The following is a 21,472-nucleotide window of genomic DNA, read 5'->3' on the forward strand; positions in this document are numbered from 1 at the left end:
GACATTAAGGTCAAAAGGGGTGTGACACAATACTTCAGGTTTGATATAATGTAGATAAAAACAGGGTGGTGGCGGAAGATGTCATACAGGGCCAACGGAAGCCAGCAGTTGTCCATATTCGACCGCAGTCTCCGGCTCACGAGACGGGAGCGGAGCTTTTTGGAAAAGTCATGGGCAAAAGTGTTTTCTGATGAGATTTTTCCCGCCATTGACGAAGAACGTTTCCGAGTTTTGTATTCTCAAAATGCTTCACGACCCAATACCCCAGTCAATATTATTGTGGGTGCGCTCATTATAAAAGAACTGTTTGCTTTGTCCGATGACGAGATTGTTGAGAATCTGATGCTGGACATCCATTATCAGTATGCTCTCCACACCACCAGCTACGAGGAGCAGCCGTTGAGCGACAAATCCTTGTCCCGTTTTCGGAAACGCTGCTATGAATACGAAAAAACTACCGGCGTAGATTTGTTCCATGAGTGCGTCTGCGATCTGAACCGCAAAATCGCAAAACTGATGGGGATCAATTCTCACATCAAACGTATGGATTCGCTGATGATCGAGGCAAATATCCGAAAATTAAGCCGGATCGAGCTGCTCTATTCCTGTGTTGCAAGACTTGCCAAGCGTATCGAAAAGAAGGAAGACATCGGTAAACTGACAGGGCTGGAACATTACTGCCAGCCAGGTGACCGCAATTTCATCGTGTATCATTGCCGGAACACAGATATGAATGAGCGAATAGAGACCATTCTGAAAGATGCGGACCAGCTTCTGCTGCGGAGTGCGGCACAATATCAGGAAACAGAGGAGTATCGTCTGCTTGTCCGATGCCTGGACGAGCAGACCATTGCCGGAAGCGGCGGAAGACGGCTTCGCAAGAAGGGAGAGGAATCCCCGTCAACAACTTCCCTGCAAAATCCTACTGACCCGGATGCGACATACTGTGCAAAGGCAGGGAAAGACCATATTGGGTATGCTGCGAATGTGGTGGAGAGTGTGGACAGCAGCGGTTCCGTGATTACGGATTATCAATATGAGAAAAACATATTTTCCGACCCGCGCTTTCTTCGCGACCATCTTACGCGCACAGAAGAACAAAAGGAGACCGTGCGGATTGTTGCGGATGGCGGCTATGTGGGGCAGGAGTGCAGAGAACTTGCAGCAGAGAAAAATATTGAGCTCATCAATACAGCATTAAAGGGTGTAGCTGTACCGGATATTTACGGCGGTTTTCTGCTAAGTGATAACGGAAAGAGTGTGCAGCAATGTCCAGCCGGATATGCGCCAATACGCTGCTCCTACACAGAAAGAACGTCCCGAATCAGGGCCTACTTTAAATCTGAACATTGCATGGGATGTGATCACCGCGAAGAATGCCAAGCAAAGCAGCGACGGGCGACCTGTCAAATGTCACTTTCCCGCTCGGCTGTGGAGCGCGCAAGGCAGCAGCAACAGATGCATGCACCTGATTTTCAAAATTGGCATAGAATTCGGAACGGAATAGAATCGGTTCCGTCCATACTGCGTAACCGGTACCAAGTAGACAAGATGCCCGTGAGAGGATTTATCCCGAGTAAATTCTTTTTTGGGGCTAAAATCTCCGCAATGAATTTCAACAAACTTCTTCGACACCGGAGAGGCTTGTTGTCCTGCGCTCAAAATCCTCTCCTCAGTTAAACAATCGGAAGATTGGATTGCCTGCCGTCCCGTAGCCGGCGCAGTTGGTCGTTAATCTCCCGCACCTGAGCTTTATGGACCTCATCTTTGAGGTATCCCTTTGCATGGAGCTGCTCCACCATCACCAACTTGGCGTTCAGATCTGCAATGTTCCGGCTGATCTCCCTTGCGGCCGTGTTTTTCTGCTTTCGCTTCAGCTCGGCGGATTCCAGACGGAGTAGAGTCTGACCCAGGATGTCGTATTCAGAGAACCGAAGCTTATTGACCATGGCGATGAAGGCATCGTAGATCCTCTCCTCGCTGTAGTAGTTTGAGCCGCACTGGGTACGATCCTGAATGTGTTTGGAGCATCCCCACTTTACTGTCCCGGAAACCTGCCTCCTGCGAAAATACGAGCCGCACTCAGAACACTGAATGCGGCTCGTAAGAGGGTAGATATTTTGCGTTGTAGATTTTCCAAAGACATCCTGACGCTTTTTCAAGAGGAGCTGGACCTTGTCAAAGGTATCTCGGTCAATAAGAGGAGCGTGGGTCATGGAGGCGTAGAACATATCCTCCTGACCTCGATTTCGGAACTGTTTGAAGGGGACTGTGGTGTCGCGGTAGGTTTTCTGATATTTGCAATCGCCGCAATACCGCTCATTTCCAAGTATGTATGCCACCTTGGTGGAGCGCCAGGTGGATTTCCCGGTTTTGGTTTTGATGCCGCGGCTGTTGAGATCCCGGGCGATCTCCGATGTAGACTGGCCGCTCAGGTAGTTTTCGAACATCATGCGGACGATGGCCGCCTCCGGTTCATAGACCACCAGCGCCTTATCCACCAGCCGGAAGCCGTAAGGAGCGTTGCTGTCCACATATTCCCCAGACTGCATCCGCTTCACGATGGAAAGCCGCTGGTTCTGGGAAATTGCCTTAGACTCCTCCTGTGCGATGGCAGAGAAGGTATTGAGCAGCATCTCATCTCCGAGGGCCAGGGTGTAGATTCCCTCTTTCTCAAACTGCACCCCCACGCCGAGCAATTTCAGCTTCCGGACATATTCCAGAGACTCCTTGGCGTTTCGGGAGAAACGGGAGACGGATTTGGTGACGATCAGGTCGATTTGGTGCTGTTCGCACATCTTGATCATTCGCTGGAATTCGGTGCGGTTCTGTGCGTTCATGCCAGAGAGCCCTTCGTCAGCGAATATCTCCACCAGCTCCCACTCTTTTTTTCTCTGAATGAGGCTGGTATATACCCGAATCTGGTTGGCGTAGGAGTTCTGCTGATCCGCTGAATTGGAAGATACCCGGCAATAGGCGGCAACTCGGATTTTGCGGATTTCCTGCCTGGTGATGGGCGAGATGAGTTTGACCTGCGGCATCAACAGCCCTCCTTTCTGGCTGAATTTTGGATTGTACTACATTTTGGTACCATCCACTTTTCCGGTTCAAGCAACATTATAGTCAACGGCAAGGCAAAGTCTATTGAAAGAACGCAGAGAAGTAAATTTCTACACAAGCGACAAGACCTGATGCCCAAAATACATCAATTTAGACGGTTCCTTCTGAACATTTAATCTGCGATGACGAGATCGGAGCCGGTGAGCTTCTGGTAGTAGCGTTTTGCCCGCTCATATTCGGCCAGCGTAATCACACCATCTTCCCGCATTGACTTCAGTACGGCCACAATAAGCAGGTAGTTTGCACTCTTGGTTTGTGACACAGTAATCATGGTGTGATCCCTCCTAAAATGAATATGCATTGATACCACAAAAATAGGGGTCACCCAGTTTGGTTGCGAAAGCATTTGCTTGCTTCGTTACATGGTGGGTGACCCCCATTGCTTCTGATATCAAGACTTTTTTGTCTTAGCCTTGCCTGTATTCGACACTACTTCCCCAGGCCAGGGCGGTCAGCTAAACTGCGGCGGGCGCCGCACTCCGGGAATCGAACCCCTCCGAGGATCTCTCCGAGCTGCCCCCATTGCTTGAGACTGTGGCTGGGCAGGGGTACCATTGTAGGCGGATGAGGTCTTGGCGAAACAGGCTGCCACGCCTGCTTTTGGATCGGTGGACCCGCTGGGCACCTTATTGGCCGTCATTGATAGAAGCGGAAGAAGGCTTTCGCCCTTTCCTCTCCTACAGGTGGTCATCGCGCACCGTCCGTATCGCTCGCTCAACCGCTGATGTTATTTAGCTGCCGGATATTCGGTTGAAAAGGTTCAACGAAGGTGCCCAAAGGACCCCTTCACTTTACAACGGACATTTTCCAGGAGAACCACAACTATCACCCGAAAATATTTTTTGCTTTTTTCTGAATGAGGCGAATCGCATTCTGGACACTCTGGTAACTGACCCCCATTTGATCCGCATATGCCTTGTAGCTGACCCCATTCAGAATGCATGCCTGATAAATGCCATATTGGGTGGAGGTCAGACTTTCCCGCAGTTTCCTCTCCAGAAGTTTCGTGGTGATCTCCTCCGTGTAGTCACGGGCGTCTGCCAACCAGCAGGAATCCGCCACATCTTCTGGAAGTGCATCCAGAGAGAGGGGTGTAGGCGCAGTCTTTCCCGTTCCACACGGCTCACTCTCTGAGGATAAGGCCCGCCGGAGCCGCTTTTCCTCCGAACGAAGCACTTGCATCACCGTGCGATCAACCTCTACCGCTTCTCCGGTGGCCTTGATCCGCACCATGCACTTTCCGTCCTCCGTAGTCCAGAGATCGTAGTCAAATTCTTTCGGGGTTTTCGGGATTTTCATAGCTCGTCCTTTCCGCTGGCGGAGAGCAGCGGAAGGACGAGACTAAAAAAGAGCCGCATGACGGTGAGCTTGTCGTCCCATACCGATAAATCAGGTGTTTCCATTTCGGAAACATCTGATCATGCGGCATTAGGAAGACTCACCAATCAGCGGCTCCACAGCACAGCTATCAAAATATTTATTTGTTGATCTCTACCTCCGGTTGAGGTGGAGGAAAAACCGTCTCATACTCAGAACATCAAAGACCGTTTCGCGGCCACACAGCTTGCACTTGGCCTGAACATGACCTCTGGTGTCTTCAAATACGGCGATTGAATTGTGCCCACAGAAGGGGCATTTCACCATCCTTGTTTTCTGGTTTGCAATGGCATGGCGCGCTTTTCGGATTTTTTCCATCATTTCCTCAGACGGTTCTGAGATGCGGATATTCTTTTTCACGGCCACACCTCCAACGGATCAATATATTCCCGGTACGGACGATCCTCGATATAGCCGAGCTGCCGTAACCGGATCACCGCAGCCGACTTGGATACGGCGAGCTGCTTGCACAACATCATCAAGGATACCTTGTCGCGGTATGCAAACACCCCCTCGTAGTTGATGAATTTCCTGCCGGCGGCAAAGTACCACATGGCCAGATCGATCTCTTTTTGCGGCATCAGAATTGCCGCCCCAAGGACATTTGCCTGCCATTCATTCCAGTCCTCGCGGGTCTTCAAGTCCCGGAGCGAATACGCTGTCCACGCCGAGTATTTCTTGGTACAGGCCGACCGCACAGCGTCGCTTTCCATCTGGAATAAAATCTGATGGGCGCATTCATGGGCGAGAGTAAAGCGCCTCTTGCCGCAGAGTTTATGGACTTGTCCGGGCTGAATAAAGCTCACATCCAACAGAATCTGATTTTTCCTGAGCGGGATTGCTCGTTTTACGCCCATTTCTTCTGTGATGTACTCGGTGTCCGCATAGGCGGTCAGGCCGCATATGCTTCCGTCTGAGGAAAGTCGGGCAAACGACACAGCCATTCCAAGATATTCCCTGGCGAACTGGTCAATCGGGGTTCCCCGTGCCATACGCCGGGATTCTTCGGAGTCGCAGCCGAAGTAGAACACGTTGAAATCCTTGGTCACGGCTGCGGCAATTTCTTCGATGTTCTTCTGGGACAAAATCATCGTCAGATCTCCTTTGCTTCAACAAACCACTTGCTGCCCTCCTGAAACAGATAGGACTCTCTGCCACGGATCTGCACCGTGTAACGGATACCGCCGCCCCCCACCTTTTTAGAAGCGGCGCGGCACTTATACAAGATTTGGTCGATCTGAAAAATCAAGCCGTTTTCCCATCGGATGAAGCGGGGATAGAACACACCCTCCTGATCTACATCCAGATTGACTGAGACATAAGCTTTCCTGCACGGTACACTCATTTTCCTCACTCCTTGCTTGCTATCACGGAAAACACAGACAAAGCTTTCATTGCCTGGCATCTCTTGGAAGTTCCAGAACAAATGAAGGCCACGCCCCTTGACGGGACACGCAAACCGATATACAATAAATGCGCAAAGCGATTGCGTAATCTCATTATACGAAAACTGTTTGCTTGTGTCAAGCGGTTTTGTGCATATAGCGCAAACGAATTGCATATTAACATATTTACAGGCAGGAGGATATGCTATGAGGTTCGGAGAAAAGCTCTGCGCAATGCGCAAGGAAAAGGGGCTTACTCAGGCGGAACTTGCAAAGCTGGCGGGAGTAGGTCTCAGGACGATCACCAACTATGAAAAAGGCACCACATACCCCCAGAACCGTGAGGTGTATAGCGTTCTCGCCCAGATTCTCGGGTGTGATGCAGACTATCTGCACAACGAGGGCGATGACTTCATTGCGATGGCGGGGCAGGAATATGGCTATCGTGGTAAGAAGGGCGCCGAGCGACTGTTGAAAGAGATACGGGGCGCCTTTTCTGGCGGTGAGATGGCCGAAGAAGACATGGATGAGCTGATGCTCGCGATTCAGGAAGCCTACATTGATGCGAAAAAGCGCAACAAAAAGTACACCCCGAAAAAGTATCGAAAGCAGAATGAAGAGAACTAAGTCCCTTATATTGGACTTCGCATCCGTTATACTGAAAATGTGAAATTATACCATTCTGCCCGAAAGGGGTGATACCGCTATGCTGATTCGAGCTGAGGAGACCATTCAAAAAGCCAATCGTGTTTTGCGTCAATGCGGCACAAGAAATGCCGACCGAATTGCACGGGAGTTGGGGCTGATCGTTATGCCTCGTGATTTCTCCCGACAAAAAGGCGCGTACATGGTTATTGAACGCAACCGTTATATTTTCATCAACAAACACCTCGACCCAGTGATGCACGATATTGTTCTGCTCCATGAGATCGGGCATGACTGTCTCCACCGCGGAGAGGCGATCCAGGTTGGCGGCTTGCAGGAATTCAATATTTTTGACATGCGGAATCAGCGGATGGAATACGAGGCAAATATGTTTGCCGCACAGATCGCTCTTCCTGACGATGAGATTCTGGAATACATATACGGCGGCTATGATGTCGGCCAGATTGCGCGCATCATGTGTTCAGATATAAACTTGGTGGCGCTCAAGGTTTCGGAGCTGAATATGCAGGGACACCGATTCCGCGAACAGGAGCACCGAAGCAGTTTCTTGAAATGAACTGTGATAAATTTGTAGGATGGATCAGCGCAAAGGCTCCTGAGAGAATCGAAGCATCGAACAAGATGACATCATGGAAAAGGAGAAAAAATTACGATGAAATACTTGCTGTATCGTTCCTTCGGGAATCTGGATCAGGATGTAAAGAAACACGAGCTGTTGGCCGTAGAGTACGGGAAAGATATCTATGATGTTACAGATGCACTGATCAAGGCGGCTGCGGATGACCTTGCCGGTCTGCCGGAATACGAAAAGTATGAAACCGCAGCATTTTCCCCGGAGCGGACAAAGGATTTCCGGAAGGTCAAGCGATATGCGTATGAGATGACCGGCATCGTCTATCCCACCTACGGAGATAAAAATATTCTGATTGATTTTGGCATTGTGGAGGAAGCGGAATGAGCAGAGAGGAACCGTATTATATCCCGATCCCAGAGGAATACGGGCGCAGAAAATTAAATGCGCTCTATCGGGAGATCCCGTTGAAGGATACCGCCTCGCGGCTTCTGCGAAAGTATTTGAATGCCGCCGCCAATCTGTACGGCATTATCCCGCTCAGCAAGCTCTATGGGATCATCACATCGCAGAACAAATCGCTGGTGACGAAGGAAGAATTTCTTGCCTTTGCCGAAATCGCAAGGCATGAGTGCGAGGACTACTACATCCTCGGTAAATCTGAACTCTATTACGACGGTCCTGAAACCGAGTTGATGGAGTACGAGGTCATAGATGTGCAGCTAATCGGCGAGGACCTTGAACCATATCATGAGATCTTACGAGGCCATCAGGGAAAGCCCTACTATGTGCCGGACAAGAAGGAGTTCCTTGCTTACGACAATCCCTTCCACTGGGAGAATACCCCGGAAGCAGAGGCATTCCGAAACTTCCTCCTGACTAAAACCACTGTGCCGGAGGACAAGCTGGAAGCGGTGTTCATCGACATCTATTATGGTCTCCATTGCATGAACGCCGGATTTGAGGATGTGATGAACCGGTTGGATGAGATCGGTGTGAAGTTTCGCCGCAAAGTGGATATAGGCGATTTTGCAGAGGTGTATACGCCGTTTCACAACCATGTGCGGATGCAATATAACCGTGGTCATACGCCCGACGAATTGACCGCAATGTATCCCCCGGAAGAACGCATTCCCAAGTCTATTTCCTTTGGCCCGAACATCCGTCAGGCCATTGCGGACGGAACCATGAATCCAGACGAGCTTCGGCAAGGGATTCTGGCAATGGAGATGCCCAGCGAAGAGCTGCGGATGAATTTCCTGAAAGAAATCGCAGAAATTCAGAACGGAACAAAACCGAAAAAGGTTGGCCGGAACGATCCCTGCCCCTGCGGAAGCGGGAAGAAATACAAAAAGTGCTGCGGACGGTGATGCGCATGAAGATCAAGCTGCAAACGGTCATAGACGCAATCGAACAGGCCAGCGATGCCTACACGATGCTCTATGATACGAAAACCAACGAAACGGTTTATCTGCCTGATGTATGGATTACCGGTGAGACAGATGAGGATCTTGTCGAACTGATCGAGAAGGAACCGGAGCGGTTTCTCCGATTCCCGACAAAATATGAAATCCACGAATACAGCATCATGGACTCCTTTGTGGACGACCTCCCAGCGGGCAGGATCAAAAGCGAGCTGGCTGGGGCAATACGCGGCAAGGGTGCGTTCCGGCGTTTCAAGCAAACGATCCGCTTTCAAGGCGTGGAACAGTTGTGGTACGACTATCAGGCAAACGCCTACCGGGAGCTTGCCGAACGATGGTGCAATGAGAACGATATCCAATTTGAATAAAGTATAGTCATCAAGGCGTCGTACGGTCGCTTAGCAATAAATTCGACATCCTTGTTGAGTCCTTTATTAGCCGTGGTAACTACAACGGTTTGAGATCCATGCGGCGCTGTTTGCCCTTGACTAAAGCTTGCCCGGTGTATCATTAAAACAAAAATCTGAATTTGGAGGGGGAATCATATGGGACCGAATCCCAACGCTGTATACCCGAACGAAGCAATCAAGCAAGTGGTATATATTAAGAATGTAATTACCAGGCCGAATATTATCGTGGGTGAATACAGTTATTACGACGATATAAATGGTGCGGAAAAATTTGAAGATCACGTCACGCACCATTATGAATTTCTTGGAGATAAATTGATTATTGGAAAGTTTTGTGCGATAGCAAAGGGTATTGAATTCGTCATGAATGGCGCCAATCACAGAATGAACACACGCACTGAGGACAGCAGATCCATTTTGACTCATGCCGCATAGCAATCACCCATTTATTCGTAGTTACAAGTTAGATAATTGCAGTTGGTTTTTCTTCATTGATACCCAATCATTCTATGAAAACGCCGCCAATTTCGCCAGCAGATATGCCAGAGAACTATCATAGAAGACGAAATCATCGATCAGTCCGGCATTTTTTGCATCTATGACACGGCTGCATACGGCGGACTGTTCCGGCCTGACCAGAAGCAGGATCTTGAGGTCCTGTTCAACCTGCCGAAGAGGTTGGCAGATCCCGACCGCCTGATCCATATCCGCCTGATCCACAATATCCAATATCACCACATCCGCATGAAAGATATCAACGCCGACCACAGCCTGCGGATAATGGAGCTGGGCCGCCCACAGGAAGTCAAGCTCCGGCTTTGCCTGGATGGCCGCTGACAACCCCTGTCCCAGCACCTTATTGGATGATATAAACAGCACTGTTTTCATGATCGGCACCCTCTATCCAATCCGATAAATACAGATGGTTTTCTGATCGCTCCCGCCTGCTCCGGCTTCCATGAGCCGAGCCTCCACAGCCGCGCCGCCTGACTCACGCCCAGGGGTCGGCGGACTTGGGGGTACGGACACCGGTGAGCAGGTATTGCTCCCAGAGGAACCATTTCCCATCGCTGCCCCGCTGTCGGAGTTTGATGGGGCGAGGGCTGTCCGCGCCGCCGCAGGGGATAAACAGTTTCATATAGCCCTGCTCCTCACCGGAAACATGGTTGCTTTCCACCCGGATGGTATAGGGCTGGTTGGGTGTGTAATTGTTGTCGGGGGTAGAGCCGGCAAAGTAGGTGAAGGGAAGGTAGGTCTTTCCGTCACGGAAGCGGTCGTTTAAGAAGGAGATCTCCTGTCCGCTCAAAGGACGGGGCCCCCGCAGCCAATTCAGCATATCCGTGCCGATCTGCCGGTCAGCGGCATAGGCGCACAGGGCCAGCACGGTCAGCGCCGCCGCCTGAAAGGGGGTGTCAAGGGCCGCCTCCGGGAGAGCCTGCAGCTGGGCAAGGCTCTCAGGGAGGGCCGCAAAGGTAAAGGTTTCCCGCTTGTTTCCAATGGCTGTGGCTGCCGTCGCCGCGGCATCCACGGCGGACTGCTTTAGCCTGTCAAAAATACTCATACAAATACTCCTTTCACGCCTGTCCCACACTCGTGCGCCTGATGTTCTCTCAGCCATAGGCGCGTATCAGTTCCATACAGGTCATGCCCTCGCCAAAAAAGGGCGGACACACACCGGTTTCACGATCCTGCTGGATATGGAGAGATTCGCCGGAGGGGTCGATCAGCACCTGGAAGCTGCCGCTCATGCGGGTGCCCGCGCCGTCCGAGAGGTCCAGATGCAGGCAGTCGCCCTCCATACGCCAGATGCCGGAATACGAGTACGCATACTCCTGCCCATCCTCCGGCTGATGGTAGAGATCGATGCGTCCGGAATAGTCCGGGTCGCTGTCGCCCCAGCCGAACTCCATGTACCACTGCTCGCAGGTCCAGTTTGTGTAAGCCAGCCCCCAGTCTGTGGGCGGCAGCCACCAGTCGTCCCCGGACGGCTCCCAGTCCTTGGGGTAGTCCAACCCGGTCACATAGCCCCAGATGCCGAAATCCATCAGCATGGGAAGGTAGTTCTCCCCGGTGGGCACGATGGAAATGCCGTATTCATCGGTCAGCGGAAGCCACTTCACCTCCACGCCATCGTTTGTCACAAGGACGATCTCCGTGTCCGGTTCATCCCGCCATTGCTCATAATTTACAAATATCAGTACAGACTGAGCACACTCCTCCCGGTAGAGCACCTCACCCGGTACAGGCCAAACGCCGTTACCGAGAGATTCCCAGGTGACATGGTTCACGGCAAGGCTGGTATTCTTATCCCGGGGAACGATGCAGAATAAATCACCATAGCCCGGGCCAAGGATATGTTCGGCCGGTATATTTAGTAGAAACGGCATGGCCTCCACCAATCCGGCACAATTCTCCACCAGCCAGTCCGACAGCGGGGTGGAGTCCCCCTGCTTCCTGTATTCCAGATAGGCGACCGCGCCGGCGTACTGGTCATCGTATGCCATGGCGTCATACAACAGGTTCAGGGACTCCTCCGCCAATTCCGCCTCCGCTGTTTCTTCCCCGCTGCCGGAGAACACACCCACCCCGGAATCTTTTTCTCCCTTACTGCCGGAAAGGGTGCCCATCGCACCGTCCGTTTCCGTTTCAACGGGCGGTGTGTCTTTTCCTCCGCAGGCGGACAGGCCAAGGGCCAGCGCCATGCACAAAATCGCCGGGAGAAAGCGGCGCCGGAGCAAATTCTTCATCATCCGGCCTCCTTCTCAGAATTTCCCGCTGCGGCCGCTGCCGCCGCCCCCGCTTTCGCTGTAGGTGCTGCCGCCGCTGCCGCCCGAGCTCTCTTTCTGGATCTTGGTGCGTGTTTCGGTGGTATGGGTGTACCGGTCGTACTGCTTTGTCAGGTGTAAGCCGCCAGCGGTGAGGTACGCATCGGCTTCCGCCTTTTGATGGACAGACTTCATCTTACGCAGCAGCCACAGGCAAACCGTCCCCGCGGCCAGACAGGAGCATCCTGCTGAAATGACGAACCAGATCCAGTAAGGACGGCGCACCGGCTTGCCGGCGTCGGCCTTCGTCAGATATTCCTCACAGGCGTCCAAGTAATTGGAAATGCCGCCATACCAGTCGTCTTCCCCAAAATCACCCAGGAATTGCTCCTCCAGCTTCTCCTTCCCATATTCATCAAAGGCATACTCGGCGTACTCGCCGTAGACGAACATGGCATAGTTCCGCTCGGCCATGCTCAGGAGCACGATGATGCCGTCCCGCCCGCTGCCCATACCGAGCTCACTGCCGTGATAGAGCTGATAGGTGACCTCATAGATACTGCCGTTTCCGAATTCCGTGTAATCATCTACAAGAGCAAAATAAACGCCGCAATCCTGCTTTTGGGAAATAGCTTTGGCCCGAGCCTCCAGCTTTTCCCACTTCTCATAGGGAAGAAGGTCTGCAGCATCAAATACATACTGCATCGTGACGCTGCCCTGCACCGGTTTTTCCACGCCGACATCCTCGCCGGAGCCGGCCGGCGGGCAATTTGTGAGGATGTAATCCTCCGCCGTTTCCGCCATGGCGTCCACTGCCTGGGTCAGCGCCACGGCGCTCATGGTCATGTCCTCGCCGTTCCACGCCCGCGCCGCCATATAGGGCTGTACCGCATCGTAGACGGCGCCGGACAATTCCTGGCCGTTGCCCCGCTCATCGCTCAGTCTGGCGTAGACGCACCAGTCATTTTCGTCAACCATCCTGTAGGTATCCCCATCTTGCGGTTCCAGCAGAATGGTCAGCGTAACGCCCTCCTTGTGCTCGCCATAGCCGTAATCATATTCCTCATAGATCCCCGCGGCGGCGGCGCCAAGTCCGTCATAGCTGTTTTGGGTCAATACATCCACCCGCAGATCAAGGCCCAGCGCCTGGGAGAGCTGGGGGAGGGTCTGTTCTCCCTGCATGGTCAGTTCCTGCGATCCCAAGGATTCCGTTTCGTCATAGATTACGCCGTACTCCATTGCCGCCATTGCGGGAGTGCAGAGGGACAGCGCCAACAGGAACGCCAGCGCGAGAGCAGTATATGCTTTCTTCATATCCGGTCCGCCTCCTTTCTCACGGCAATAGGACCAGCGCCGAACTGATCACAGACAGGGGGACGGCGATGGCGGCAAACAGCCCCCAGAACTTCCCCCAGCTGACCGGCAGGTCGCCCACCAGCTTTCCGGTCTGTCCATTCATGGCAAAGAGGAAGTCCTTCCCATGCCACTTGGTATTCAGCATCCAGACGGGCATCAGGGCGTAATGCACCTTGCCCCTGCGCAGGTGAACGCTGCTGTCTCTGAGAACGCAGAGGTCATAACGCTTCACTGTGCCGCGCAGCGCGGAGGCAAGGGTCCCCTCACAGCGCTGATCCGCCCGCTGCCGGCTCTGTTCCACCGTCACATCGAACTTATCGGCCAGGAAGCCGGGGAGATACGCAGTGGAAAACGGCTTCAGCTCCTTGTAGTCATAGGGTTCAATGGAGTCCATGTGGCCGTCCGGCATCTTGCTGGAGGCGTCCACCGGCACCTTCTCAAAGGTGACGGCTCCGGCCCGGTAGACATCGTAGTGTTTCGTCTCCGTGATCTCGTAGTCGCCGGAGCGGTATGTACGGGAGCGGGCAGCCTCATAATGGGCGTCGCCCTCCGCCTCGCCGTCGAACATCCAGAAGGGAACATAGATCCCCCGGATCTCCTGCACATGATTTTCACCGGTAAAGCTTTTCGGTAGGAAAAACTTCCCTTTGTAGTGGGACTTGAGGGCCTTTACCGCATCCTCCTTGCTCAGCTTGAACGGAACGATGAAATCCGGCCGCAGTGCCCCGGAGAACTGGCCCGGCACCACGGTGGGGTTCCCGCAATAGGGGCAGGAGGTCGCCGCCGTGCTCTCCTCGCAGATGAGCTCCGCGCCGCAGCTGGGGCAGCCGTAGGCCCGCATACCGTCGCCCTCAGCCCCCCAATCCTCGCAAAAGTCAGAGGTGTCCCATGCGCCTCCATCCGCGGCCGGCGCGCCCTGCCCGGCGCCGCCTTCCTCCGTCGCCTGCTGGGCTTCTGCCGCCTTTTTTTCTTTCTCTGCGTAGAGCGCCTCGATCTCCGCCACATCATAACTGGCGCCGCAGTATTCGCACTCCAACCGGCCGGACGCACCGGAGAAATGCAGCGGTCCCGTGCAGCTGGGGCATTGATAATTTGTTACCTGTGTTGGCATCTGAAATTCCTCCTTCCCATGCCGGCGCTGTAACGGTCTATACCGAAACAGGCCGTAATCCGCAGAAGATCAGCCGAGCGAGTCGGTGAGCAAGCTGTCCAGCGTCAGGACGCACAACTGCGCGTCGTACTTCGGCATAAACGGCAGGCTGACTTCGTTCTCCCCAGCGCCGATCACCATCTCCTCGCCGCTGGGACTCATCAAAATCGGATAGGTCTCCGAGATATAATACGGGCCGTCTGTGACGCCATAGTTATCACCGCCAACAAGGGACAGGCTGACGGTCACATAACTGGGCCCATCCATGACGGATGTGGTCGTCCAGAAACCGCTCCACACCTCTTCCCACGTCGTTTTAGAAGGATCGGCACCCTCGTATTCCCAATACAGTTCGACCGTTCCTCCCATCTCATCCTCGGGAAAGAACCACAGGTAGTAATTTGCGATACGGTCCGTATCCCATGCCGCTGCCTGCGTTGTCCAGCTGCCGCCAAGCCCGGAGGCATAGACGCCGCTCCAGCCGTCTGCCAGCCATGGTGCAAGCTCGGAAGGAACGCCCTGCCATCCGTATTCCGTAAAGTCGAAGGTGAGGTAGTCTCCATCGTCCGATACACAGGGCACAAGGCAGCTCAGCGCGTCAAGGGACGGCCACCATTCGCAGGAGTTCCCGCGGTTGTCAGTGATCCAGACCTGCGTGTCGGTCTCGTATGCAACGCCGTCAAGATTTGCAAAGAGCAGCACCGGTTCCCCGTTTTCCGACCGATAGCAGACCTCGGTGTTCTCATAGGTATCGGTGTTCTCATTCCATCGCACACGATTGATGGCAACCGTCGCATTTTCATCCAGCGGCACGATACCGTACAGATGGCCTGAACTGCCGATGATGCGGGTTTCGTCGATCTCCGCAAGGAAGGGATATTCCTCCAGCATGGCCTGGTCCGCCGCTGACAGCCAATCGCCGGCTTTTTCCACATAGCCCAGATAAGCCGCGCCGAACATGGTCTGCGGAAAAGCCATTCTCTCCCGCAGCCAAACAAGAGATTGTTCCGCTTCCGCGGAGAATCCGGTCGGTGTCGGCTGCATATCCGATCCCCCGGCCCCCGGGCGCAGCTTTTCCGGCAGTTTTTGATCGGGCATACCAGACAGCGTCTCACCATCGGCGCTTCGATTTGGTTCGTCTGTTCCCGCTTGCTGTTTTTGCGCGCAGGCACAGAGAGACAGCACCAGAACCAGTATTAGAAAAAATGCGATCACTCGTTTTGATGTCCTTTTCATAACTGCTCCTTTCAAACGTCACTGCTCCATACCATTGCGCAAACGGGGATCGCTCCGCCCCAAATGGGGCGGGAACGATCCCCATTCTGGTGTCATCCGATGCTGTCCGGCATAGGCTCCTCCGCATCGATCAGAGGCAGATACCAGCTGTCATAGAGATTGGGCAGATCCTCCTCGTCCACATCCACCCAATAGGTCCCCCACGGGCGCAGGTAGATATCATAGTGGAACGCATCTCCGCCGTTTTCGTAATCACCGTCAATGTGGATCATGTCCCCATAGTCCACCAGTCCCGGGTCAACGATCCAGTCCCCGTGCTCCAGCGCAATATCCGTGAAGGCACCGCCCTCGGATGTCATGGTGCCATATATGCTGGTCCCATCATCACTGAGGCTGACCGATGCGGAAACCATCGGTTCCGACTTCGTGTAGTCCTCATCCCAGAGGGTGACAGTGCCCGTGCCGTCCCCGCCGATGTCAATGGCGCCGCAGATGTCCCACCAGGCGCCCTCCAGATCCTCGTAGTCGCCCGAGCAGCCGGTCATGATCCACCAGCCGTACCAGTCGCCGTTCCACCAGTCCAGCAGTATATCTCCGGTTCCAGTATCCTGACCTGTACCGCTTCCCGCCGCTTCCCGGCTGAGTGTGGACGGATCGACGGTGATCTTACCGGTTTTGTCGCCAAATGCCTCCTCAAAGGTCACCTCGACCTTGCTGGTGGTATCCGCCAGCACAAAGGCGGTGCGGAGTTCAAGGGTTTCACCCGGCGCGACATCCGTAAATTGACTGTCGATTACCGTGTCGTAGGAGTCGCTGTCCGCAAAGACGGTGGCGATAGCCAATTCTGCGCCGTTCTGTATCGCTGTTTCAGAGATGGACCAGACATAGGAGCCGCTGTCCTTGCTGTTGTTGGTAAAATCCAGCGTCAGGACCAGCGCGTCGTTTCCATCTGAGTCCTCCATGATGCTGGCCCCCTTGTAGAGCAGCGCATAGTCCCCGATCTGGAGCGAATTGGACTCTTTCGGGTCGTCCTTGCCGCAGGCGGCCAGACTGAGCAGCATCGCCGCCGCAAGCAGGACGCAGAATAACCTCGTGCGTTTCATGTCAGATCCTCCTTAAAAGCCGCTGAGTTTGAATGCCACCAGTTCCATTGCGGACTCGTCTGCTCTGTCTTCGGTCATAATGGCAAGGATGCTGCCGTCAGCCAGCTTCGCGCCGCCGCAGAACCAGGGATAGTCCGTGCCGAACAGGTCGCCGTCATCCGCCTCGCCGAGATAGGTGCCGTCCTTGGTCCAGAGCACCACCTCACGCATATTTCCGTCCAGGGCCAGATAGCCATTTGCGGTCTGCGTAATAAAGGTAATGCTTCCCAGGCCGCTTCCGTCGGAATCTGCCAAAGTCATTTGCAGCGCGCCATTGCTGTCATAGACAAACACCTTGTGACCGCTGCCATCCACGGCAGACCCGCAGACATAGATGTGGCTGTCGTCGATCAGCAGGTGACTGAGGATGTCCACTTCCTGGAATACCATGGGCTCCGTCTTGAGGGCTCCGCCGGAGAGCGTGATCTTTTCACATTCCGGGCCGGAGAACCAGCTGACGCCCCAGGTCCCGGATGGGTGCATGGTGAAGTGATCCGGGCCCTCATAGGACGCCGTCTGTGCGCCGTCCTTCCAGCTGATCAGCGGCTCCATAAAATTCGCCAGCCAGAGGGTCCCTGTGGTGTCGGCGGAAATATCCTCATATTCCGCGTCCAGCACAATATCCTCCGCAAAGTTCAGAGATGCGCCGTCGTAATCGAAGCGCTTCAATTCTCCGTCCACCAGAAGGTAAGCCTGATCTCCTGTGACAGCAGCCGCGTGATTGAAGGTCTCCTTTGTGATGATGCAGTCTGTAATAGGCAGCCACTGGCTGCTGAGCGTGTGCGTCCCCACCATGACGCTGCGGGGCTGGGCGGAAAAGGGCTCACCCTCCCAGTACCAGGGGCCATCCTCGTTTCCGGTATCCTCCAGATGGATCGTCAGGCCGGAGAGCAGCTTGTCTACACGCTCATCCTCGTACTCGCCGATGATCTCCATAAATACGGTGGCTCCCGCGCCCTCCACCCGGTTCATATACCGCAGGCAGGGGGAGCCCCAATAGTTTCCTTCTGCTTTGAGGCAATCGATGCCGCCGACGGGAGTAAGATCATAGGCCTGATCGACTGCATATTCGTACTCGTCAAAGCCGTAGCTGGTGAGATAGTCCCGGAAGGTATACGGATCTTCCACAGAAACGCGGATCTCCGCATCGACGATGCTTCCATCCTCGCCTTCCTTGGGAAGCGCCAGGATGATCTTGGAGGATGTTTCATCGTCATGAAGGTCGTCCTCCTCATAGACCCAGCCGTCCGCCTCATCGTAAGTAAGATCCCACAGATTTGTATGGATCGTTGTTCCGCTTCCCGCCTCCACAGGAGGCTTTGTCTGCTCGGTTCCTTCCGATGTCGAGCTGGGCTCCGGGTTGTCCTTGCCGCAGGCAGTGAGGCTGAACAGCATCAGCGCCGCAAGGAACAGGCACGACAGCTTGAACTTGGTTTTCATGGCCATTCTCCTCTCTGTCCTTTCTTATTTTTTGTTGCTGAAAAACGGCGTCAGCAGCTCGGCTACCTTGCTGATGGGCATGGTCTGCAGGATCACCTTGCCGGGTCCCCGGACAACGGTATTGAAAATACCCTCTCCGCCCAGGAGCATGTTCTTTGCGCCCTTGACCGCAACCACATCCATGGTGCAGCTCTCCTCCATAGCCGCCAGGTACCCTGTGCTGACCAGAAGCTCCTGTCCGGCGCTCAGGTCATACTCTGCCGCGTGACCGTCGATCTCAATAAAGGCGATCCCGTTTCCGCTCAGTTTCTGCATGATGAAGCCCTCGCCGCCAAAGATGCCGGAGCCCAGTTTTTTCTGGAAGTGCATGGACAGTTCCACACCCTCCTCAGAGGCAAGAAACGCGCTTTTCTGCACGATCATGGACCGGCCGGCACTGATGTTCAGAGCCTTGATGGCCCCGGGAAAGCTGGAAGCGAAGGCGATGATCCCGTCCCCGCCCTCTGCAGTGAACTTGTTCTGAAATGCGGAATCGCCGGACACCAGCCGCCCCAGCATCTTCTTCATACCGCCTCCGGTGGTGGTCTCCATTTTCATATTTGGGCTCATCCAGCTCATGCTGCCGCTCTCCGTGATCATGGATTCGCCTGGGGACAATTCACATACGACGACCGGCAGATTTTCTCCTAAAATTTCATACTTCTTCATGGTGAAGCTCCTTTCATTTTCGTTGTTTTCTATTGCTCCAAGGTATTCTTATCCGTTGATTGCGCCGCCGCAAAACTCGCAGCAGCCGCTGGCATCCGGTGTGGTGGTCGCCCCGCAGTACGGACAGGTCACCGCCGCCTTGGGTGCTGCTGCCGCGGCCGCTTCCTCCCGCGCCTGCTGCCGGATCTGCAGCAGCGCATCCCGGATCTCACAGCCCATTTCCTCATATTGCCGGTATTCCACGCTGGAGCGCACCTCCTCCGCATTGGAGGTCAGGGAGCCGCCGCCCATTCCGCCGGCTTTAGCCCGGAGACCCCCGCGGGGTCTGCGCATGGCGTCGGGCCCATCCAGCAGTGTTTCCTCATCGTTATCCACTGAGCTGCTGTTGAGTTGGAAGCGGATCTCGCTGAAATAGGGATTGTTGACGTTGATCACGATGTAGAAATCGTAGGAATAGGCATACCGTTTGGGATTGAAGCTCTGCCGCTCTCCATCCTTATCCCTGTATTCGATCTCCGTCCTGCGCTCGTCGATGTCCAACTTGCAGCCAGTCACATCGGAGAAGGACAGCACATCCGGATTGGCCTCCTCCCAATTTCTGGCGGAGGTGACCATAAACAGACCCGCATCCTCGTCCAGCAGCACCTTGGTACGCTCACCCAGAGTACGGGTGGTGCGAAAAGAGGATACCTTGGCTTGATTGGTCTCCCGGTAGGCCAGCTGCTCCTGAATCTCCGCCACCGTGCTCTGGCGGCGGTCGCTGAACCAGGGGGAGAGCTTGGCGGCACATTCCTTGCACAGATTGCCGTCCTCCAGCTTGCGGTTGCCCAGCAGCCCGATCTCGCCGCCGCAGACCGAGCATTCCTTTTTATCAAATAGTTTTCCAAAGAGCCCCATCATCTGCACCCCTTTCTGAAGCCGCTTACGCGGTGCCCTTCATCTGCATGGCGCCGTAGACATACAATCCCGGCAGCAGAAGGTTGAGCACCAGACTGGTGATGCTGAACTGGCCTCCGCCTACAAAGCCGATGATGATGGAGATGATCGCTAAGATCGCAATGATAATGCCCCATTTGACGCAGGAAGCGGCCTTCTGGGGTGCGCTGCAGGCCCCGATGCCCTTAATGCCCGCGATAAACTGGATCACAGAGGCCACAGTCACAAGAATGGAGCTGGCATAGAGCAGGCCGGTACCCTCCGCGCTCCCCGACAGGGCTGCCAGGGCGCTGACGCCGAGAATGGCGATGACGCCGGCGATGGCGGCGATGATGCCGCCGATGATCATGAGAATGGATGTGACTTTCAAAATCTTCTGACCTTTCATTTGTAGTACCTCCTATGTTCTGTTTTTATGGATCGATTTGCGTACTATGGCTGTTCATCCAGCAGGCACAGGGCCAGCTCTGTAAAATACGCCCGGAGCTGCTTCGCTGTTTCCTGATCCAATTTCTTCTGCTGCTGTTTGCCGTCAGAGTAATAGAGGGTGCAGGCCGGCTTTTCCGAGCTGCCGTCCGGCTGTTCTTCCAGACGGATCTCCTCCGCAAACGCGGTGAAGGCATCCCACTCCTCATCTGACACGGCCCAGTCACTCCAGATCTCCTGCTTCCGACCGGACGGGGTAAATCTGGCCCGGAGGATATATGGGGCGTCCTCTCCGTACACAACAGACGGACCCCGGTCGAATTGGAAGGAATAGTCCTTGGAGAAGAGAGCCCCGGACTGACCCATATAGAAGCCGCTCAGCTCCGGCGGGGCATAGCGGGGGATCTCCCGTTCAATGGGGTCGGCCAGCTCCTCAAGCAGAGCGATCAGCGTATGGATACGGCGGTCGTTTGGCGGATTATAACGGATGCTCCGTGTTCCGTCTTCTGTGCTCCAGGTCAGGATCAGGCTGGTGGAGTCCCCGCCATCCATGACTTCGATCCCCGGTGGCAGCTTCACCTCACGCCGGTTTTTCGGGATGGGCTCCATCAGCGGGTAGAGCTCCAGAATGATCTGCTCCACATCCGACCACTGAGCTGCGGTGATGGGGACATTCTCTTTGGTGGACGGGTGATACCAGTTCTCGTCCTCCGCCGTATCCGGATCAAGGGCCGGATAATAGCTTGTTTCCAGAATGGCCTCCGGCGAAAGCGTGATGGCAAAATCCGCTCTGGCAACCATGCCGCTGGTGTGGCTGTATGTGACGCCGGTCAAGGTACCGGGCGGCACGGCGGATTTCTTCTGTATGGGTGCATCACCTCCCTGATGACCTCTGAAACAATATCCCACAGCCGCCAGAAGCAGGAACAGACCTACAACAGAAAATACGGCGGTTTTTCTTCCCCGGGTCATCCCTGCACATCGCCATCGTCAAAGGGATCGCCGCACTCCGGGCAGAACTTGGGCGGATGGGCGGGATCATCCGGCTCCCAGCCGCATTTGTCGCATTTGTACTGGGGCACGCCGGCGGGCTTTTTTGCCCCGCACTCCGCGCAGAATTTCCCTTTGTTCACCGCACCGCAGGAACAGGTCCAGCCGTCCGCTGCGGGCCGGGGCTTGCCGCACTCCGGGCAGAATTTTCCGGTGACGGCTGCACCGCAGGTACACTGCCAGCTCTCTGCTGCCGGCTTGGGCTCCGGCTTTTTGCTGCCGCAGTTAGGGCAGAAGCTGCTGGTGATGCCGCTTTGTCCGCAGGCGCAGGTCCAGCCAGGGGCGGCAGGCGGGGGCGTGGGTACAGGGG

Annotated in this window: 24 protein-coding genes and 2 pseudogenes; 7 read left to right on the plus strand and 19 right to left on the minus strand. The window is 54.6% G+C overall.

Going from position 1 to position 21,472, the window contains the following annotated elements:
• Positions 1-159: 159 nt before the first annotated feature.
• A complete protein-coding gene (locus tag B5F88_RS14305) occupies positions 160-1,680 on the plus strand; it encodes a transposase (RefSeq protein WP_242959811.1) in 1,521 nt (506 codons plus the stop codon).
• On the opposite strand, the gene B5F88_RS14310 is transcribed toward B5F88_RS14305, so the two are convergent.
• The 6 genes from B5F88_RS14310 to B5F88_RS14330 all read right to left on the minus strand — a co-directional run bounded on the left by B5F88_RS14310 (position 1,677) and on the right by B5F88_RS14330 (position 5,842).
• Positions 1,677-3,041, minus strand: a complete 1,365-nt coding sequence (locus tag B5F88_RS14310) for a recombinase family protein (RefSeq protein WP_087347523.1) — start codon at positions 3,039-3,041, stop codon at positions 1,677-1,679. The two genes, B5F88_RS14305 and B5F88_RS14310, sit on opposite strands and share 4 nt — an antisense overlap.
• Positions 3,042-3,232: 191 nt before the next feature.
• Positions 3,233-3,391 carry a hypothetical protein gene (locus B5F88_RS21115; RefSeq protein ID WP_204246250.1) on the minus strand — a complete coding sequence of 53 codons (159 nt, stop codon included), beginning with the start codon at positions 3,389-3,391 and terminating at the stop codon, positions 3,233-3,235.
• A gap of 554 nt (positions 3,392-3,945) precedes the next feature.
• Positions 3,946-4,419 (minus strand): hypothetical protein, encoded by a 474-nt coding sequence (locus tag B5F88_RS14315; RefSeq protein WP_087347525.1) that lies wholly within the window; start codon positions 4,417-4,419, stop codon positions 3,946-3,948.
• Between the two features lie 192 nt (positions 4,420-4,611).
• Positions 4,612-4,857: a hypothetical protein gene (locus tag B5F88_RS14320; RefSeq protein WP_022288934.1), complete on the minus strand. Its 246-nt coding sequence runs from the start codon at positions 4,855-4,857 to the stop codon at positions 4,612-4,614.
• Positions 4,854-5,588 (minus strand): ImmA/IrrE family metallo-endopeptidase, encoded by a 735-nt coding sequence (locus B5F88_RS14325; protein WP_087347527.1) that lies wholly within the window; start codon positions 5,586-5,588, stop codon positions 4,854-4,856. The genes B5F88_RS14320 and B5F88_RS14325 overlap by 4 nt, the downstream gene beginning before the upstream one ends.
• A gap of 2 nt (positions 5,589-5,590) precedes the next feature.
• Positions 5,591-5,842, minus strand: coding sequence for a hypothetical protein (locus tag B5F88_RS14330; RefSeq protein WP_022288932.1), 252 nt, complete (start codon positions 5,840-5,842; stop codon positions 5,591-5,593).
• Positions 5,843-6,089: 247 nt separating this feature from the next.
• Here B5F88_RS14330 and B5F88_RS14335 point away from each other — a divergent pair, with 247 nt between their 5' ends.
• From B5F88_RS14335 to B5F88_RS14360, 6 genes and pseudogenes are all read left to right on the plus strand, one after another.
• Positions 6,090-6,509 (plus strand): helix-turn-helix domain-containing protein, encoded by a 420-nt coding sequence (locus B5F88_RS14335; RefSeq protein WP_022288931.1) that lies wholly within the window; start codon positions 6,090-6,092, stop codon positions 6,507-6,509.
• 79 nt (positions 6,510-6,588) lie between these two features.
• Positions 6,589-7,104: an ImmA/IrrE family metallo-endopeptidase gene (locus B5F88_RS14340; protein WP_087347529.1), complete on the plus strand. Its 516-nt coding sequence runs from the start codon at positions 6,589-6,591 to the stop codon at positions 7,102-7,104.
• A gap of 96 nt (positions 7,105-7,200) precedes the next feature.
• Entirely contained in the window at positions 7,201-7,506 is a 306-nt protein-coding gene (locus tag B5F88_RS14345; protein WP_022288929.1) for a hypothetical protein, read from the plus strand.
• On the plus strand, positions 7,503-8,489 hold the full coding sequence (locus B5F88_RS21535) for an SEC-C metal-binding domain-containing protein (RefSeq protein ID WP_022288928.1): 987 nt from the start codon (positions 7,503-7,505) through the stop codon (positions 8,487-8,489). The genes B5F88_RS14345 and B5F88_RS21535 overlap by 4 nt, the downstream gene beginning before the upstream one ends.
• Before the next feature lie 5 nt (positions 8,490-8,494).
• Positions 8,495-8,911, plus strand: coding sequence for a UPF0158 family protein (locus B5F88_RS14355; protein WP_162612198.1), 417 nt, complete (start codon positions 8,495-8,497; stop codon positions 8,909-8,911).
• Between the two features lie 177 nt (positions 8,912-9,088).
• A pseudogene (locus B5F88_RS14360) lies at positions 9,089-9,346 on the plus strand (acetyltransferase); the annotation flags it as partial.
• A gap of 114 nt (positions 9,347-9,460) precedes the next feature.
• On the opposite strand, the gene B5F88_RS14365 reads toward B5F88_RS14360, so the two are convergent.
• From B5F88_RS14365 to B5F88_RS14425, 13 genes and pseudogenes are all read right to left on the minus strand, one after another.
• Complete coding sequence (locus B5F88_RS14365; protein WP_075705351.1) at positions 9,461-9,841, minus strand: hypothetical protein; 381 nt, start codon at positions 9,839-9,841, stop codon at positions 9,461-9,463.
• 103 nt (positions 9,842-9,944) lie between these two features.
• Positions 9,945-10,514 (minus strand): hypothetical protein, encoded by a 570-nt coding sequence (locus B5F88_RS14370; RefSeq protein WP_087347534.1) that lies wholly within the window; start codon positions 10,512-10,514, stop codon positions 9,945-9,947.
• Between the two features lie 49 nt (positions 10,515-10,563).
• Positions 10,564-11,703, minus strand: a complete 1,140-nt coding sequence (locus B5F88_RS14375; RefSeq protein WP_140402133.1) for a hypothetical protein — start codon at positions 11,701-11,703, stop codon at positions 10,564-10,566.
• A 12-nt stretch (positions 11,704-11,715) separates the two neighbouring features.
• Positions 11,716-13,032: a TPM domain-containing protein gene (locus tag B5F88_RS14380; protein ID WP_087347539.1), complete on the minus strand. Its 1,317-nt coding sequence runs from the start codon at positions 13,030-13,032 to the stop codon at positions 11,716-11,718.
• A 19-nt stretch (positions 13,033-13,051) separates the two neighbouring features.
• Positions 13,052-14,185: a hypothetical protein gene (locus tag B5F88_RS14385; protein ID WP_087347541.1), complete on the minus strand. Its 1,134-nt coding sequence runs from the start codon at positions 14,183-14,185 to the stop codon at positions 13,052-13,054.
• A 69-nt stretch (positions 14,186-14,254) separates the two neighbouring features.
• Positions 14,255-15,460, minus strand: coding sequence for a hypothetical protein (locus tag B5F88_RS14390; protein ID WP_087347543.1), 1,206 nt, complete (start codon positions 15,458-15,460; stop codon positions 14,255-14,257).
• Between the two features lie 92 nt (positions 15,461-15,552).
• A complete protein-coding gene (locus B5F88_RS14395) occupies positions 15,553-16,563 on the minus strand; it encodes a DUF5067 domain-containing protein (protein ID WP_087347545.1) in 1,011 nt (336 codons plus the stop codon).
• Between the two features lie 12 nt (positions 16,564-16,575).
• The gene (locus B5F88_RS14400; RefSeq protein WP_087347547.1) at positions 16,576-18,042 is read right to left on the minus strand and encodes a hypothetical protein; all 1,467 of its coding nucleotides are present in this window, start codon (positions 18,040-18,042) and stop codon (positions 16,576-16,578) included.
• A 24-nt stretch (positions 18,043-18,066) separates the two neighbouring features.
• On the minus strand, positions 18,067-18,750 hold the full coding sequence (locus tag B5F88_RS14405; RefSeq protein ID WP_075705359.1) for a TIGR00266 family protein: 684 nt from the start codon (positions 18,748-18,750) through the stop codon (positions 18,067-18,069).
• A gap of 48 nt (positions 18,751-18,798) precedes the next feature.
• Complete coding sequence (locus tag B5F88_RS14410; protein WP_242959812.1) at positions 18,799-19,650, minus strand: DUF4428 domain-containing protein; 852 nt, start codon at positions 19,648-19,650, stop codon at positions 18,799-18,801.
• 22 nt (positions 19,651-19,672) lie between these two features.
• Complete coding sequence (locus tag B5F88_RS14415; RefSeq protein WP_087347549.1) at positions 19,673-20,074, minus strand: hypothetical protein; 402 nt, start codon at positions 20,072-20,074, stop codon at positions 19,673-19,675.
• A 44-nt stretch (positions 20,075-20,118) separates the two neighbouring features.
• The gene (locus B5F88_RS14420) at positions 20,119-20,961 is read right to left on the minus strand and encodes a hypothetical protein (RefSeq protein WP_140402134.1); all 843 of its coding nucleotides are present in this window, start codon (positions 20,959-20,961) and stop codon (positions 20,119-20,121) included.
• 119 nt (positions 20,962-21,080) lie between these two features.
• Positions 21,081-21,472: pseudogene (locus B5F88_RS14425) on the minus strand (SPFH domain-containing protein); the annotation flags it as partial.

It is taken from the genome of Flavonifractor sp. An306 (assembly GCF_002159455.1).
In the GTDB taxonomy this organism is placed as follows: Bacteria; Bacillota; Clostridia; order Oscillospirales; family Oscillospiraceae; genus Flavonifractor.